Source organism: Streptomyces sp. PCS3-D2, from assembly GCF_000612545.2.
In the GTDB taxonomy this organism is placed as follows: Bacteria; Actinomycetota; Actinomycetes; order Streptomycetales; family Streptomycetaceae; genus Streptomyces.
Genome location: NZ_CP097800.1, coordinates 716256 through 732157, shown reverse-complemented (window position 1 = coordinate 732157; position 15902 = coordinate 716256). Strand labels below are relative to the sequence as shown.

The 15902-nt window shown below is 73.3% G+C and carries 13 protein-coding genes; 12 read left to right on the top strand and 1 reads right to left on the bottom strand.

Annotated elements, in window-relative coordinates; translation table 11 throughout:
• Positions 1-73: 73 nt before the first annotated feature.
• Together AW27_RS03030 and AW27_RS03025 are read left to right on the top strand one after the other, a co-directional pair.
• Positions 74-994: an ABC transporter ATP-binding protein gene (locus AW27_RS03030; protein WP_037916711.1), complete on the top strand. Its 921-nt coding sequence runs from the start codon at positions 74-76 to the stop codon at positions 992-994.
• Positions 991-1812 carry an ABC transporter permease subunit gene (locus AW27_RS03025; protein WP_037916714.1) on the top strand — a complete coding sequence of 274 codons (822 nt, stop codon included), beginning with the start codon at positions 991-993 and terminating at the stop codon, positions 1810-1812. The genes AW27_RS03030 and AW27_RS03025 overlap by 4 nt, the downstream gene beginning before the upstream one ends.
• A 69-nt stretch (positions 1813-1881) precedes the next feature.
• Here AW27_RS03025 and AW27_RS03020 read toward each other — a convergent pair whose 3' ends face one another.
• Positions 1882-3309, bottom strand: a complete 1428-nt coding sequence (locus AW27_RS03020; RefSeq protein ID WP_052030091.1) for an MBL fold metallo-hydrolase RNA specificity domain-containing protein — start codon at positions 3307-3309, stop codon at positions 1882-1884.
• 175 nt (positions 3310-3484) lie between these two features.
• On the opposite strand from AW27_RS03020, the gene AW27_RS03015 reads away from it, so the two are divergent.
• The 10 genes from AW27_RS03015 (at position 3485) to AW27_RS02970 (ending at position 15891) form a co-directional block, all read left to right on the top strand.
• Positions 3485-3646, top strand: a complete 162-nt coding sequence (locus tag AW27_RS03015; RefSeq protein WP_157840174.1) for a hypothetical protein — start codon at positions 3485-3487, stop codon at positions 3644-3646.
• Positions 3647-3729: 83 nt separating this feature from the next.
• On the top strand, positions 3730-4410 hold the full coding sequence (locus tag AW27_RS03010) for a helix-turn-helix domain-containing protein (RefSeq protein WP_037916720.1): 681 nt from the start codon (positions 3730-3732) through the stop codon (positions 4408-4410).
• A gap of 115 nt (positions 4411-4525) precedes the next feature.
• Positions 4526-6967 (top strand): phosphoenolpyruvate synthase, encoded by a 2442-nt coding sequence (gene ppsA / locus AW27_RS03005; protein WP_052030092.1) that lies wholly within the window; start codon positions 4526-4528, stop codon positions 6965-6967.
• A 50-nt stretch (positions 6968-7017) separates the two neighbouring features.
• Complete coding sequence (locus tag AW27_RS03000) at positions 7018-7476, top strand: Hsp20/alpha crystallin family protein (protein WP_037916722.1); 459 nt, start codon at positions 7018-7020, stop codon at positions 7474-7476.
• On the top strand, positions 7473-7976 hold the full coding sequence (locus AW27_RS02995) for a flavodoxin domain-containing protein (RefSeq protein ID WP_037916724.1): 504 nt from the start codon (positions 7473-7475) through the stop codon (positions 7974-7976). Before AW27_RS03000 ends, AW27_RS02995 begins: the two co-directional genes overlap by 4 nt.
• A gap of 34 nt (positions 7977-8010) precedes the next feature.
• Positions 8011-8667, top strand: a complete 657-nt coding sequence (locus tag AW27_RS02990; protein ID WP_052030093.1) for an Rv1733c family protein — start codon at positions 8011-8013, stop codon at positions 8665-8667.
• Positions 8660-11497: a cation-translocating P-type ATPase gene (locus AW27_RS02985; protein ID WP_078555889.1), complete on the top strand. Its 2838-nt coding sequence runs from the start codon at positions 8660-8662 to the stop codon at positions 11495-11497. The genes AW27_RS02990 and AW27_RS02985 overlap by 8 nt, the downstream gene beginning before the upstream one ends.
• 44 nt (positions 11498-11541) lie before the next feature.
• A complete protein-coding gene (locus AW27_RS02980) occupies positions 11542-12444 on the top strand; it encodes a universal stress protein (protein ID WP_037916727.1) in 903 nt (300 codons plus the stop codon).
• A complete protein-coding gene (locus tag AW27_RS02975) occupies positions 12441-13301 on the top strand; it encodes a universal stress protein (RefSeq protein WP_037916729.1) in 861 nt (286 codons plus the stop codon). The genes AW27_RS02980 and AW27_RS02975 overlap by 4 nt, the downstream gene beginning before the upstream one ends.
• A 7-nt stretch (positions 13302-13308) precedes the next feature.
• Positions 13309-15891, top strand: coding sequence for a cation-translocating P-type ATPase (locus tag AW27_RS02970; protein ID WP_037916731.1), 2583 nt, complete (start codon positions 13309-13311; stop codon positions 15889-15891).
• Positions 15892-15902: the final 11 nt, after the last annotated feature.

The following is a 15902-nucleotide window of genomic DNA, read 5'->3' as shown; positions in this document are numbered from 1 at the left end:
GGCGCACCCGTGCCGGGGCACCCGCCGCGATGCCGCACGCGCGTCGGTCCGGGCCAGGGCACAGACTGGTGGGGTGGGCACCGTGGATGTGATCGAGCTCAGGGGACTGACCAAGCGCTACGGAACGGTGGTCGGGGTGGAGGACCTCACCCTCGGCATCGGCCCCGGCGAGGTGTTCGGCTTCCTCGGGCCGAACGGGGCGGGGAAGACCACGACGCTCAGGTGCCTGACGGGATTCCTGCGCCCGACCGCCGGGCACGTCAGGGTGCTGGGGATGGACCCGCTCGGAGATCACCGCCGGGTGGCTCGGGAACTCGGCTACCTGCCGGGCGAGCTGCGGCTGTACCCGGAGCTCACCGGAGCACAGACCCTCGACCTCCTGTGCGCGCTCCAGGGCCGTCCGTGTTCCCGGCGAGCGGAACTGTGCGAGCGGCTGGGCCTGACGCCCGCGGTCCTGCGGCGCACGGTGGGCGGGTACTCGCGCGGCATGAAGCAGAAGCTGGGCCTGGTGCAGGCGCTGCAGCACGATCCGCGGCTGGTGGTCCTCGACGAGCCGACCGAGGGGCTGGACCCCCTGGTGCAGCAGACCTTCTTCGAGCTGATGGAGGAGGCCGCGGCCGACGGCCGTACCGTGTTGTTGTCCAGCCACGTGCTGCCGGAGGTGCAGCGGGCCTGCGGACGCGTGGCGATCGTCCGGGACGGGCGCCTGGTCACGGTGGAGAGCGTGGCTGCCCTCCGCGAGGCGCGGGCACGCCGGATCCGGCTGGCCTTCGACGACGGGAGAGGGGTGCGCCCGCTCGGGAGCGCGGACCGGTGGGTGCTGGGTTGGGAGGGCGACCGGGTGGAGCTCCTCGTCCCCCCGAGCGAAGTGGTGGAAGCCCTGCGTGCACTGCTGTCCTTGGGAGTGGCCGACGTCATCGTGGAGGAGGCGGGGCTGGACGAGGCGTTCCTGGACCTCTACCGCAAGGGCAGCGCCGAGGGGGCCGCGCCGTGACGACGCGGTGGCCCCTGCTGTGGCTGGCGCTGCACCGGCGCCGGCGGATGCTGCTGGCCCTCCTGGCCGGGATGGTCGTCTTCGAGGCCCTGATCGTGGTGGTGGCGAACACCATCGCGCCGGGGCAGCTGTTCTCGGCGGGGGGCAAGGGTCCGCCATCGGCGTACCGGGCGTTCAGCGGGTCGGGCGGTGCCGTTTCGATCGCCAGCTATCCCGGGTTGCTCGGGGCCGGACTGGTGCATCCGTTCTGGATCGCCATGCAGTTGACCGCGATCGGGGCGCTGGCCGCGGCCGCGGTGGCGGCCGACGTGGAATCCGGGACGATCGAGCTGGTCATGGTGCGCCCGGTGAGCCGCAGCCGACTCCTCGCCGAGCGGACGGCCGCCGTGGTGATCGCCGCCTTCGCCCTCAACGCCGCGGCGACGCTGACGGTCGCGGCGGGCGTCTGGCTGTCGCCGGACATCCACCGGGACGTGCCGCTGGGCGGTGTTTTCGCCGCGGGGCTGATGGGCTTCGGCTTCGCACTGTGCCTGGCCGGACCGGCGCTGGCGGTGTCGGCGTGGGGGAGCCGGCGCGCCCAGGTGATCGGTGCGACGATCGCCCTCGGCGCGGTCGGTTTCGCGGTGAACTTCATCGCGCTGGCCTGGTCCGCGGCGGCGCCCCTGCGGTTCGTCAGCCCCTTCCACTACTACACGCCGGGTGACGCGCTGGCACAGGGCCACCCGCTGTGGGCGCAGCTGGGAGTCCTGGTCGGAGTCGGAGTGGCGGGATTCGCCCTGGGCCACGTGTTGCTGAAGAGGCGGGACCTGGCTCCCTAGTCGGTGTCTGGGGTGTCTGGGGTGTCCGCGGTGCGTGCGGTGCGTGGGGCAGGGTCCGTATCGCCCCGGTCAGCGGACCAGGACGGCCTCCCCGGGCTTGGGCACGACGGCCGTCCAGCCCAGCTCGCGGTCGATGCGGTCCCGGAGTGTCTCGGCGGCCGTCTCCTCACCGTGGACGAGGTAGGTGGTGTGCGGTGGCGGTGCGGAGCGCAGCCAGTCGATGATCTGGTCGGCATCCGCGTGGGCGGAGAAGTGGGGTACGTCGGCCACCTCGGCGCGTACGGGAACGTACTCGCCGAACATCTTCAGCGTGCGGGCGCCGTCGACGAGGTCACGCGCCCGGGTGCCGGCGGCCGCGAAGCCGACGATGACGACGGCGTTGCGGCGGTCGGGCAGGAGCCGGTGCAGGTGGTGCAGGACCCGGCCGCCGGTGGCCATGCCGGCGGAGGAGACGATGACCGCGGGGCCCGTGGTGCTGTTGATGTCGATGGACTCCTGGACGGTACGGGCGGCCAGGAAGGGCTCCGGGCTGAGCGCCGCCTCGCCCTGGGCCAGGATCTCGGGCCGCAGCTCGGGAGCGCGGGAGCGCAGGGCGGCGCGGTACACGTCCAGGGCGGCCAGCGCCATGGGGCTGTCCACGTACACCGGTACGCTCCGCGGCAGCGTGCCCTCCCGGCGCAGCGCGGCCAGCTCGTGCAGGACCACCTCGGTCCGGTCGATCGCGAACGCCGGGATGACCACGGTCCCGCCCCGCGCCAGCGTGCGGGTGATCACGCCGGCGAACTCGCGCCGAGCCGTCTCGTGGTCGTGGTGGCGGTCGCCGTAGGTGGACTCCAGCAGCAGCACGTCGGCACCGGTGAACGGCTCCGGAGGCAGCAGCAGGGGGTGTCCGGGGCGGCCGAGGTCGCCACTGACGGCCAGGGTGTGGCCGTCCTCCAGCGTGAGGCGGGCCCAGGCGGAACCGAGGATGTGCCCCCCGTGGTGCAGCCGCAGCTTCGTTCCGGCCATGATCTCGACTTCGCCGCCGACCTCGACCGGGTCGAAGAACTTCAAGGTGTTCTCGACGTCCGTGTCGTCGTAGAGCGGCTTTGCGGGGCGGTGCTTGGACCAGCCGTGGCTGTTGGCGTGCTCGGCGGCCTCCATCTGGAGGCGCGCGCTGTCGCGGAGCACGATCTCGGCGAGGCGGGCCGTTCCGGGGGTGCTGAGGATCGGACCGCGGAAGCCGTGACGGACCAGCCGCGGCAAGTAGCCGCAGTGGTCCAGGTGGGCGTGGGTCACCACGACGGCGCGGAGGTCCGCGGCATCGAATCCGGGCTTGTCCCAGTTGCGCCGGCGCAGATCCGCGAAACCCTGGAAGAGCCCGCAGTCGACCAGGACGCGGGCGTGGTCGCTCTCGACGAGGAACTTGCTACCGGTGACCGTGCGTACCGCACCGAGCAACCGCAGGAGTGCGGGTCTGGGCGACGCGGCAGCGGGGCGCGGGGCTGTCCCGGACATGACCCGCCCTCCCTTCGGTGAGGGGATCCGGTTTCCACCATGGCACCGCGCGCACGGACGTGCAGGGGGCCGACAGGCCCGTCCAGGGGCCCGACCGGCCCATGCGCGGGCGGTCGGGCCCGGCCCAGCCTGGCGGTGAAAACTCCCGAGGCACGTGAGTCAGGAGGGCAGTGTCGTGAAGGCAGTCGTCTTCCAGGACTCCGGACGGACCGCAGCCGACGCGGTCGTCCGCGCCGAAGCCGTCACCGTGCGCGGCCGGGTCCTGAACGGGGACGTCGGCCCGAGGACCCCGCCGTCGTGGCCGGCACGGGACGCATCGGACGGGCACCCACCGTGACCACCGGTCTCCCCGGCCGCAGCACGCGCTGCGACGGTCCGGGCCACCCCACACAACTGCGACTCCGAGAGGACGGGAAGACGATGAGCAGAACCCAGCACGGGCCGGGCGCCGCGGAGGCGCCGGCCGGACGTACCGACCTCGGGCGGCGGATCGCCCTGCGCCGTGAGGAACTCGGCCTCACCCGGGACGAACTGGGCGAGCGCTGCGGGGCTGACGGCGCCTACATCACCTACCTGGAGGAGCACGCGGCAGCGCCGGCGATCGGCTCCCTCCTGCGACTCGCCGATGCGCTGGGGACGACCGCCGCCGAACTCTCGGGCGCGACGACGGAATTCCCGCCGGGTCGGGGGACGGCCATGTCGGATGCCAGGCTGGTCGAGTTGTCCGAGGGCGAGTGCCGGCGGCTGCTGTCCACGCACGGTGTGGGCAGGGTCGCCGTCTTCACGCCGGAGGGCCCGGCCATACTGCCGGTCAACTACGTCGTGGCGGGCCGCGACATCGCGTTCCGGACCTCGGGCGAGGCGGTGCTCGCGCGGGCCGCCGGCACCGAGGTGGCCTTCGAGGTCGACCATGTGGACGACGTCACGCGCCTGGGCTGGAGCGTCCTGGCCGTGGGCGAGGCGGAGGGGGTCACGGATGCGGAGGAGCTCGCCCGGCTCGACGCCGTCGCGTACTCCCTGCCCTGGGCCGGCGGTCCGCGGACCCACTGGATGAAGGTCACCGCGATCCGGATCACCGGGCGCCGGGTGGTCAGGCAGTGAGCGGGCAGCGAGACATCCGGATCCGGTCCCGCCCGAAGCAGCCCATCGAGCCCGCGCCGCCGGACCTGCGCACCCCGTCCGGCCGCCCGCTCCCGTATTGAGCCCGGAGGTCGTCATGGCAAGCACCCGGCGTGTCGTCCCGTTCGCGGAGATCGGCCGGCAGGACGTCGGCAGTGTGGGGGGCAAGAACGCCTCACTGGGGGAGATGACGGCCCACCTGGCCGGTGCCGGCGTGCGCGTGCCCCCCGGGTTCGCGACGACGGCCGACGCGTACGGAGAGCTGCTCGACGGGCACGGACTGCGGGGGCGGATCGAGGAGCAGATCGCGCGCCTGCGCGAAGGCGCCGCGCTCGACGAGGTCGGGGCAGCGATCCGGTCGATGACCCTCGCCGAGCCGCTGCCCCCGGCGCTGCGGGCCGAGATCGTCGCGGCCTACGAGCAGCTGGGGCGCGACGAAGGCAGGGAGGATCCCGAGGTCGCCGTACGCAGCAGTGCCACCGCCGAGGACCTGCCGGAGGCGAGCTTCGCCGGCCAGCAGGAGACGTACCTGAACGTGCGCGGGGCAGCCCGGCTGCTGGAGTCGGTGCACCGCTGCTACGCCTCCCTGTACACCGACCGTGCCATCGACTACCGGGAGCGGATGGGCTTCGACCACCTCCAGGTCGCCCTCTCCGTCGGTGTCCAGGCCATGGTCCGGTCGGACCTGGCCGGAGCCGGGGTGATCTTCACCCTCGACCCGGAGAGCGGATTCCCCGAGGTCGTCGTCATCAGTGCGGCGTACGGACTGGGGGAGACGGTCGTCAGCGGGCAGGTCGACCCCGATGAATACACCGTCTTCAAGCCGAGCCTGAAGGACCCCCGGCTGGACCCGCTGATCGACGTCCGCGTCGGAGCGAAGCGGCGGAAGGCGGTCTACGCCGAACACGGCCTGACCCGGACCGTCGACACCACTGCCGAGGAGCGCTCGCAGCGGGTGCTGACCGACGCCGAGGTACGGCTCCTCGCCGAGTGGGCACTGGTGGTCGAAGGACACTACGGCTGCCCCATGGACCTGGAATGGGCCAAGGACGGCCTCACCGGAGAGCTGTGGATCGTGCAGGCCCGGCCCGAGACCGTGCAGTCCCGTCGTGCCGCCTCCACCCTGCGCCGCTGCCGCCTGACGGCCGTGCCCGACGCCCCCGTCGTGGACGGCATCGCCGTCGGCGAAGCCATCGGCAGCGGGCCGGTCGTCGTCCTGGACTCGCCCGTCGATCTCGACCGCTTCCCCGCCGGCGGGGTACTCGTCACCGGCATCACCGACCCGGACTGGGAACCGATCATGAAGCGGGCCTCCGCCGTGGTCACCGACCACGGCGGCCGTACCTCCCACGCCGCGATCGTCAGCCGCGAACTCGCAGTCCCCGCCGTCGTCGGCACCGGCCGTGCGACCGACGCCCTGCACGACGGTCAGAAGGTGACGGTCTCCTGCGCCGAAGGCGCACGCGGCATGGTCTATGACGGGCTTCTCGCCTACGAGGAGACCGAGACCGACCTCGCGGACATCCCCGCCACCCGGACACGCGTCATGCTCAACCTCGCCGATCCCTCCGCGGCCTTCCGGTGGTGGCGCCTGCCCGCCGACGGCGTCGGCCTGGCCCGGCTGGAGTTCATCGTGGCGCACCAGGTCAAGGTCCACCCCATGGCCCTGCTGCACCCCGAACGCCTGGACGCCGCCGACCGTGCCGCCGTCGACCGGCTGACACGGGGACACCTCGACCGCACGCGGTACTTCAGTGACCGCCTGGCGTACGGTATCGCCCGGATCGCCGCCTCCCGGTGGCCCGCCCCGGTCGTCGTACGGACCAGCGACTTCAAGACGAACGAGTACGCGCGCCTGGTCGGCGGCGGGCCGTTCGAACCGGCCGAGGCCAACCCGATGATCGGCTGGCGCGGCGCGAGCCGCTACTACAGCGACGGATACCGGGAGGGCTTCGCCCTCGAATGCCGGGCCCTGCGCCGGGTCCGCGACGAGATGGGCCTGACCAACGTCATCGTCATGATTCCCTTCTGCCGGAGCCTCGACGAGGCCGACCGGGTGCTGGGCGTCATGGCGGAGGAGGGCCTCCGGCGCGGGGAGAACGGGCTGAAGGTCTACGTCATGGCGGAGATCCCGGCCAACGTCATCCTGGCCCGGGAATTCGCCGCACGCTTCGACGGCTTCTCCATCGGCAGCAACGACCTGACCCAGCTCACCCTGGGCGTCGACCGCGACTCCGAAGCCCTCGCCCACGTCTTCGACGAGACCGATCCGGCGGTCACCCGGAGCATCGAAACCCTCGTCCACCGCGCCCGGGCCGCCGGCCGCCCCGTCGGCCTCTGCGGCCAGCGTCCCAGCGACGACCCCGCCTTCACGGAGTTCCTGGTCGGGGCCGGGGTCGACTCCGTCTCCGTGGCCCCGGACAGCTTCGCCGCCGTCAAGCAGCACGTCGCCGCCGCCGAACCGGCCCAGGGAGGGCCGAACGGCCCCATCGGGGACCCGATGGTCTCAAGCGGCGCAGCCTCCCCCTCGGGACAGTGAAGGGAGACGACGCATGAAGGCGCTGACCGGGCGCCGGAACGGAGCACACCATGTCAGCAACGCACCTGGAGCGCAGGCGCAGCCCGTTCCCCGACTTCAGGGACTGGTTCGGCACCGACTTCCCCCGGTTCCCGCTGTGGCGGTCCTCGTTCGACACCCTCCCGATCCCGATCGAGGTGACCAACAAGGAGGGCCGGTACACGCTGCGCGCCGAACTTCCCGGGATGGACCCCGACCGGGACATCCGGATCACGGTCGAGGGAGACACCCTCACCGTCAGCGCCGAGCACACCGAGAGCAAGGAGGAGAAGGACCACTCGGAGTTCCGCTACGGCTCCTTCCAGAGGACGGTCCGGCTGCCCGGGCCGATCCCCTCCGACGACGTCGAGGCGGCGTACGAGGACGGCATCCTCACCGTGCGCGTGCCCATGCCGGCCGCGCCCGAGGAGTCCAGGCGCAGCATCCCCGTCCGACGTACCGCGGCAGACGGCAAGGGAGAGTCGTCATGACGTCCAAGCGTGTCCTCGTCGCCTACGGCACCAAGCACGGTGCCACCGCCGGCATCGCCTCCGAGATCGGCCAGACTCTGCGTGAGGACGGCCTCGACGCCGTCGTGGTCCCGGCCGACGACGTGGAGGACGTCCGCGGCTACGACGCCGTGGTGCTCGGCGGCGCCCTGTACGCGGGACACTGGAGCGGGAAGGCCAGACGTTGCGCGGAGCGCAACGCCGGTGATCTCCAGCACCGCCCGGTCTACCTGTTCAGCAGCGGCCCGGTCGACCGTTCCGCCGAGACGCACGACATTGCGCCGGTGCCCGCGGTGGCCCGGGAGATGGAGCGCCTCGGTGCACGCGAGCACGTCACCTTCGGCGGCAGCGTCACGGCCAGTACCCCGGGGTTCATCGCCCGGGCCATGGTCCGGGCGGGGAAGGGAGGAGACTTCCGCAATCCCGAACGGATTCGGACGTGGGCCCACCACATCAGCGCCGAACTCGCCGCTCCCCACTGAGCGGCCGGACGGCGTCCGAGCGCGGAGGTGCACGATGCCCGAGGCAGGCACACCCGGAGACGGGCCCGCACGAGCGCGTCCGGCGACGGGCGGCCGGGTCCGCCGACTGCTCGGCGGACGCGCGAACGCGCTGCGCCGTCCGGTCGACCGGACCCGGCGCCGGTGGCACATCGCCTTCGTGCTCTCCTTCCTGATCGCCCTGTCCTGCGGCGTCGCCGTGGCCACGGCCGTCCACGACGCGGAAGACCGGACGGCGCGGGAAGCCGCCCGCCATCGCCACCGGATCGAAGCGACGACGGTCGGCGCTGCGGAGCACACCGTCTCCGACCGCTCCGGCACCGCCTCTGGGACGGTTGCGCCGGCCGTCTGGCAGTACCCGGCCGCCCAACGGCACACCGGGACGGTCTCCGTTCCGCCGGGCACACCGCCAGGCCGGACGGTCACGGTCTGGGTCGATGACGCGGGCATGGAAGCGAAGCCCCCGGCGTCCCGCGCCCAGCGCGTCTTCACGGCCGCGGTCGCCGGAGCCGGCTCCTTCGGCGTGCTCGTCCTTGCCTCGGGGGCAACGGTCCGCCTGCGCCTGCTCCTCGCCGATGCCCGCAGCCTGGCCGGGTGGGAGCACGAGTGGGAGGCCGTGGAGCCACGCTGGTCCGGCCGGCTGCGGCGCGAGCAGGGCCCCGGCGATGACTGAGCCGGCCGGCCGGCCCCGCTTTCCGGCCGATGGTCCGCCCCCGAGCCCCGACCCTCTCGAACCGCTGCCGCTCCTGCGGCGCGAACTCGGTACCGGGCCGAGCGGACTGTCCGCACGCGAGGCGGCCCGCCGCCTCGCCGTGTACGGCCCCAACGAGGTCCACCGCAAGGCCCGTACCTCCCTGGGCCGCGAACTCGTCCGCCAGCTCGTCCACCCGCTCGCCCTGCTGCTCTGGGCGGCTGCCGCACTGGCCTTCGTGGCGGACACGGCCGTCCTCGGCTGCGCCATCGTCGCCGTGGTCGTCGTCAACGCCGCCTTCGCGCTGCTGCAGGAGCGCCAGGCGGAGCAGGCGGTGGAGACCCTGGCCCGGTATCTGCCCGAGCGCGCATGGGTGATCCGCGACGGACAACCGTCGGCCGTCGAGTCGCGCGAACTCGTGCCAGGCGACCTCATCGTCCTCGACGAGGGTGCCAAAGTGCCCGCCGACGCGCGCCTGACCGACGGCGGCATCGAGGTCGACCTGTCGATGCTGACCGGGGAGTCCGCCCCCGCCGAACGCGTCGCCGGCCCCGGCCTCGCAGGGGCACCGCCGCTTCAGGAGCCGAACCTCGTCTTCAGCGGTACGACCTGCACCGAAGGGCAGGCCAGGGCGATCGTGTTCGCCACGGGCGGCCACACCGAGCTGGGACGGATCGCGGCGCTCAGCCAGCGCACCCGGCGCGACCCCAGCCCCCTGGAACGGCAGGTCAAGAAGGTCGCCTGGCTGATCGCCGCGGTCGCGGGCGCCATGGGCGTGGTGTTCCTCCTGGCAGGGATGGCCGTGGGACTCCCGCTGACCGACTCGCTGGTCTTCGCCATCGGCCTGCTGGTGGCCAATGTGCCCGAGGGCCTGCTGCCGATCATCACCCTCGCCCTCGCCGTCGGGGTACGGTCCCTCGCCCGCCAGGGAGCCGTGGTCAAGCGGCTGAGCGCCGTGGAGACGCTCGGGTCCACCAACGTGATCTGCACCGACAAGACCGGCACCCTCACCCGCAACCGCATGCGGCTCCAGACCGTGTGGACACCTGGACACGGTACGGACGACGGTCCCTGGGCAGCCGGACTCGCCCGCGCCGGTGCCCTGTGCACCACGGTCACGCGGGATGCCGAGGGGCACCTGCACGGCGATCCGACCGAGGTGGCCCTGGTCGAGGGAGCTGCCGCCCGCGGCGCCCCAGTCGACCTCGCCGACCGGGACTCCGGCCGTCGGGCGGTCTTCCGGTTCGACCCCCGGCTGCGCCTGATGTCCGTCGTGCAGGAGACGGCGCCACGCGGCGCCCGCGTCGTCGTCAAGGGCGCACCGGAGGCGGTGGCGCGTGCTCTCGACGCCGGGGGAGAGGGCGACGCCGGGGGCGGCGACGCCGCTCTCGCCGCCGCGGACCGGCTCGCCCACGACGGCATGCGGGTGCTGGCCGTCGCCGTGCGCGACCTGCCGAAAGGGGCCGCCATACCGGCGCGGCGCGATGAAGCGGAGAGCGGCCTGCGCCTGCTGGGGCTCGTCGGCCTGTACGACCCTCCGCGGCCCGAGGTCGCGGAGGCCGTCCGCCGATGCCACGAGGCGGGCGTCCGGGTCCATGTCGTCACCGGTGACAACGGCGCCACCGCGGCCGCCGTCGCGCGGGAGGTCGGGATCGGCGTCCCCGGCCTCGCGCTGGTGGCGCAGGCCGAGACGGTGGGCGACCAGGAACTCGACCGGCTCCTGGCCCCCGGTGATGCCGAAGTCGTCTTCGCCCGCTCCTCGCCCGAGACCAAGCTGCACGTGGCGGACACCCTGCGCGCACACGGGCAGATCGTGGCCATGACCGGCGACGGCGTCAACGACGCCCCCGCGCTTCACCGCGCGCACATCGGGGTCGCGATGGGACGCTCCGGGACGGACGTGGCACGCGAGGCCGCCACGATGGTGCTGACCGACGACAACTTCGCCACCATCGTCGCCGCCATCGAGTCGGGGCGCCGCGTCTACGACAACGTCCGCAAGTTCATCGTCTACATCTTCGCCCACACCACCCCCGAGGTCGTTCCGTTCCTGGTGTTCGCGCTCTCGGCCGGCGCCGTCCCGCTGCCCCTGACCGTCCTGCAGATCCTCGCCATCGACCTCGGCACCGAGACCCTCCCCGCCCTCGCCCTCGGCCGGGAACGCGCCGAGCCCGGCGTCATGAGCCGACCGCCCCGGCCGAGCTCGCAGGGCGTCATCTCCCGCGACATGCTCATCCGGAGCTGGGGATGGCTCGGGACGGTGTCCGCCGCCCTGGTCATGACCGCGTTCTTCTCCGTGCTGTGGCGGGCGGGGTGGCACCCCGGCGACCCCACGGGCCCCGGCACCCCGCTCCACCACGCGTACGTCACCGCGACCACGGCCACGTTCGCCGGCATCGTCACCTGCCAGGTCGGCACGGCGATGGCCGCCCGCACCGACCACGCAGCCCTGCGCGAGATCGGCCTGTTCACCAACCGCCTGCTCCTGGCGGGCATCGCCTTCGAGCTCGCCTTCACCGCAGCGCTCGTCTACGCGCCGCCGCTGCAGGACCTGTTCGGCACCGCCGCCCTCTCCCCCGACGTCGTCGCGCTCATCGCGACCTTCCCGGTTCTCGTATGGGGCACCGACGAACTGCGGCGCTGGGCCCGGCGGACCCGCCGGACCACGGACGTCCCGACGGTCCGGAGGCCTCCCGCACCGCGTACCGCGGGTGGCCGGACAGCGAAGCGTGCGCACGCAGGGGGTCCGACCGGGACCTTCGGCCCCCAGGAGGGTCCTGAGCGGCCCTCTTCGCAGCACGATCCGTGGTGACAGCGTGAGGTCACACCCTGAGTGGCCCCGGGCGAGGAGGAATCATGAAGAACACCGTCAGCGGCCCGGAGCCCGGCCCCGTCGTCGTCGGTGTCGACGGCTCCGAGCCCGCCCGTCAGGCCGCGCTCTGGGCAGCCGGAGAGGCCGAGCGTCGCGGGCGCCCCCTGCGCATCGTGTACGGCGCCGACACGGACGGCCGGGCCCTCTACGCATCGGCCGAGACCATCGAGCGCGTCCGTGCCGCCGGCCGCGAACTGCTCGACGAAACCGTGGTCGCGGTCAAGGACACGTACCCAGGCCTGGTGGTCACCACGGAACTCAGTCGGGGCGACGCAGCGGCCGGCCTGCACCGGGCCGCCGGTCTCCGCGGCACCATCGTGGTCGGCAACCGGGGGCTGGGAGGGTTCAGCTCCCTGATGCTCGGTTCGGTGGGCCTGAAAGTCGCCGCCGGTGCGAGGACGCCCGTCATCGTCGTCAGGGGAACCGGCAGCGGCCCGGAGAACGGGACGGTCCTCGCCGGGGTCCGCGACGCGCACGATCTGGACTGTGTGCGCCACGCGGCGCACGAGGCAGAGCTCCGCAAGGCCGAGCTGAGGCTGCTCCACGTGTGGAACGTGCTCCAGTCCGTCGGCGACGTCGTGACCATGATGGACGACCTCACGGAGATCGCCGACGAGTACGTCCGGCACCTGACGGCGGTGACCGAGCAGATCCGCCGGGAATTCCCGGACCTCACCGTCCGGGCGGACGCCGAGAAGAGCACGTCCGTCGCCGCCGCTCTGGTCGAGGCCTCCCGGCACGCCGACCTGCTGGTCATGGGCGGGCGGAGGGCGTCCGCGTACCTGGGCCCCACCCTCGGGCGGCACACCCACAGCCTCGTGCACCACTCACACTGTCCGGTGCTGCTCGTTCCGCGCCACAAGGACGAGAAGGAGAGCGCATCGTGAGGGCACCCGCCGAACACCGCGAGATCGCCGTCGGCATCGACCCGGCCAGGGACTGGCACCTGCCCCTCGCCTGGGCGTCGGACGAGGCCCACCGCCGCGGGCTTGGGCTCCGGCTCGTCGTGGCGGTCCCCGCGCCGCCCCACACGCGGCAGGTCGACGACACCCCCCGAGTGAAGGCTCGGCGCCGCGAGGGCGCCGAAGCCCTCGCGGCCGCTTCCGACTGGGCGAGGGAACGGCACCCGGGAGCGGACGTCGCCGCCGATCTGATCGAAGGACCTCCCGTCCCGGCCATCGGCCGCATGTCCCGCCGGGCCCGCATGCTCGTGCTGGGATCGCGCCGACTGAGCCGGACCGCGGAGATCCTCAGCGCCGGCTCCACGGTGGTCCCGGTCACGGCCCAGGCGCCCTGCCCCGTCGTCGTGGTCGCGAACCCGGAGGACACCACCCGGCAGCCACCCTCACTGGTCGTGGGCATCGACGGCAGCGAGTCCTCCAGGGCCGCGCTCGCGCTCGCCTACGAGGAGGCCGATCTGCGCGGCGCCGTGCTGCGCGCCGTCGCGGTGTGGCAGCCGCCGGTCTTCCTGCTCCACGACGAGGAGGTCGCGCTGCGGGCACAGCGGCGGATGCTGTACGAGACCACGGCCGGATGGTCGCAGAAGTACCCGGACGTGGTGGTCTCCCACGAGGTGCCGATCGGGCATCCGGTGGAAGAGCTCGCGCGGGCCGCCGAGCACGCCCTGGCCGTGGTGGTGGGCCGTCGCGGACAGGGAGGCTACACCGGCATGCGCCTGGGTTCCGTCGTCCACGGACTGCTGCACCGGGCGGTCTGCCCGGTGATCACGGTTCCCGCCGGATAGGACCCCCATGGCGATCACCCCGGCCACCGCAGACGCACCGGCTCGCACGCCCGGCGGACTCACCGGCCGCGAGGCGGAACGCAGGCTCGCCGACCACGGCCGCAACGAGATCCCGCCCGCCCCGCCGACCCCTTGGTACGCCCGCGTACTGGCTCAGCTGCGCGACCCGCTGATCATGGTGCTGCTGGGCGCGGTGGTCCTCACGATCGCGATCGGCGACCACCCCGACGCGGTGGTCATCGCCGTGGTGATCGTCGTCAACACGACCGTGGGCGTCGTGCAGGAGATCCGCGCCGACCACGCCGTGGCCGCCCTCTCCGCGATGTCGGCACCGAACGCCCGGGTCCTGCGGGACGGAGCCCCGAGCGAGATCCCCGCAGCCGCCGTGGTGCCCGGTGACGTCCTGCTGCTCGCCGAGGGGGACATCGTGGCGGCCGACGCCGAGGTCGACGAGGCGTCCGCCCTCACGATCGACGAGTCCATGCTCACGGGGGAGTCCGTACCCGTGGACAAGACGGCCGCTTCGACCGCGAGCGCGGGGACCGTGGTCGTGAAGGGCCGCGGCGTGGCGACGGTGAGGGCCACCGGACCGAACAGCGCTCTCGGCCGGATCGCCGCCCTTCTCGACACCAAGCGGGAGCCGACACCCCTGCAGCGCCGTCTCGCCTCGCTGGGGCGTGTCCTGGCCGTCGTCACCCTGGTGCTGTGCCTGCTGGTCTTCGCCCTCGGGCTGGTACAGGGCCTGCCGCCCGGGATCATGGCGGTGACGGCGATCAGCCTCGCCGTGGCGGCGGTTCCCGAATCCCTGCCGGCCGTGGTGACCCTGGCCCTCGCGCTGGGAGCCCGCCGGATGGTGGCCCGGCACGCCCTCATCCGGCGGCTCCCCGCGGTGGAGACCCTCGGGTCCGTCACGGTCCTCGCCACCGACAAGACCGGCACCCTCACCGAGGGCCGCATGGTCGTCCAGCACGTGTGGACCCCCCGGGTCGCGGCCGACTTCTTCGGAGTGGGGTACGAACCGCGGGGGGACGTCCGGGTCGAGGGGCGGTCGCCGACGGCGGCCGAGCTCGGCCCCGTGCGGGACCTGCTGACGGCCGCGTCGCTCTGCAACGACGCCTCCCTGCGGCCGCCCCACGCAACGCCGCCGGACGAGGACCGGTGGACCGCGGTCGGCGACCCCATGGAGGCCGCCCTCCTGGCGGCGGCCGTCAAGGCCGGGTGCGGCGAGCCGGAGCTGCTCCGGCGCACCCACCCCAGGACGTGGGAGGTGCCGTTCGACAGCGGACGCAAGCGCATGACGACGGTCCACCGTCTGCCGTCCGGTGATGCCCTCGTGTGTTTGAAGGGTGCCCCGGAGGTGGTGCTCGCCCCAGCGGTTCTCGCCGACCGCGCAGATCTGGTGGCCGGTGCCCGGCAGCAGGCGGCGAGCCTGGCCTCCCGCGGATACCGGGTGCTCGCCGTGGCATCCGCCGAACACGCCGAGCGGCCGCACAGTGCCGAGGCGGCCGAGGCAGGACTGCGGCTCCTGGGGCTGGTCGCCGTCAGCGACCCGCCCAAGCCCGCGGCAGCCGCCACGCTCGCCGCGTGTCACGAGGCCGGCATCACCCCGGTCCTGATCACCGGAGACCACCCGGCGACGGCTCGCGCGATCGCCGCCCGGGTGGGCCTGGTCGGCCGGGACGCCGACGGCGAAGCCGTGGTCAGCGGACCCGATCTCGCGGCCGGCCGGGTAGCCGACCTCACCGCCGCACGCGTCTTCGCCCGGACGGACCCGCAGCAGAAGCTGGACATCGTCGACGCCTGGCGGGCCCGGGGAGCCGTCACCGCCATGACCGGAGACGGCGTCAACGACGGGCCCGCGCTGCGCCGCGCCGACATCGGGGTGGCCATGGGGCAGCAGGGCACGGAGGTCGCCCGCCAGGCGGCCGACCTCGTGCTGACCGACGACGACCTGTCGACCGTGGTCGCGGCCGTCGAGGAGGGCCGGCGGGTCTACGACAACATCCGCCGCTTCCTCGTCTACGGCTTGGCCGGGGGTGCCGCCGAGATCCTCGTCATGCTGATCGGCCCCCTGCTGGGCCTCCCGCTGCCGCTCCGAGCCGGCCAGATCCTGTGGATCAACCTCCTGACCCACGGCCTGACCGGGGTGGCCATGGGCGCCGAGCCGGTGGCGCCGGACGCCATGCGCAAGCCACCGAGGCCGCCCGGCCAGCACATCCTCGGCGCGGGCGCGTGGCAGAGGCTCCTCGTGCTCGCCGCCGTGGTCACCGCGTCCTGCCTCACCGCCGGAACCGTCGCACGGGCCTGGGGCCTGCCCTGGCAGAGCGTCCTCTTCCTCTCCCTGCTGGCCGGGCAGCTCGGCGTCGTACTGGGACTGCGGACGCGCCTGCTGACCCGGGAGAACCTCTTCCTGCCCCTGTCCGTCCTCGCCTCCGCGCTGCTCGGGGCGGCAGCGCTGCACCTTCCGCTGCTGCGGTCGGTCCTGGAGACCGAACCTCTGGGACTGCGGGGTACGGCCCTGGCCGCAGCCGCTCTCCTGAGCGGCTTCGCGGCGGCCCGACTGGTGAGGCACGCATTCCGAAGGAGCTGATGGTCATGGAG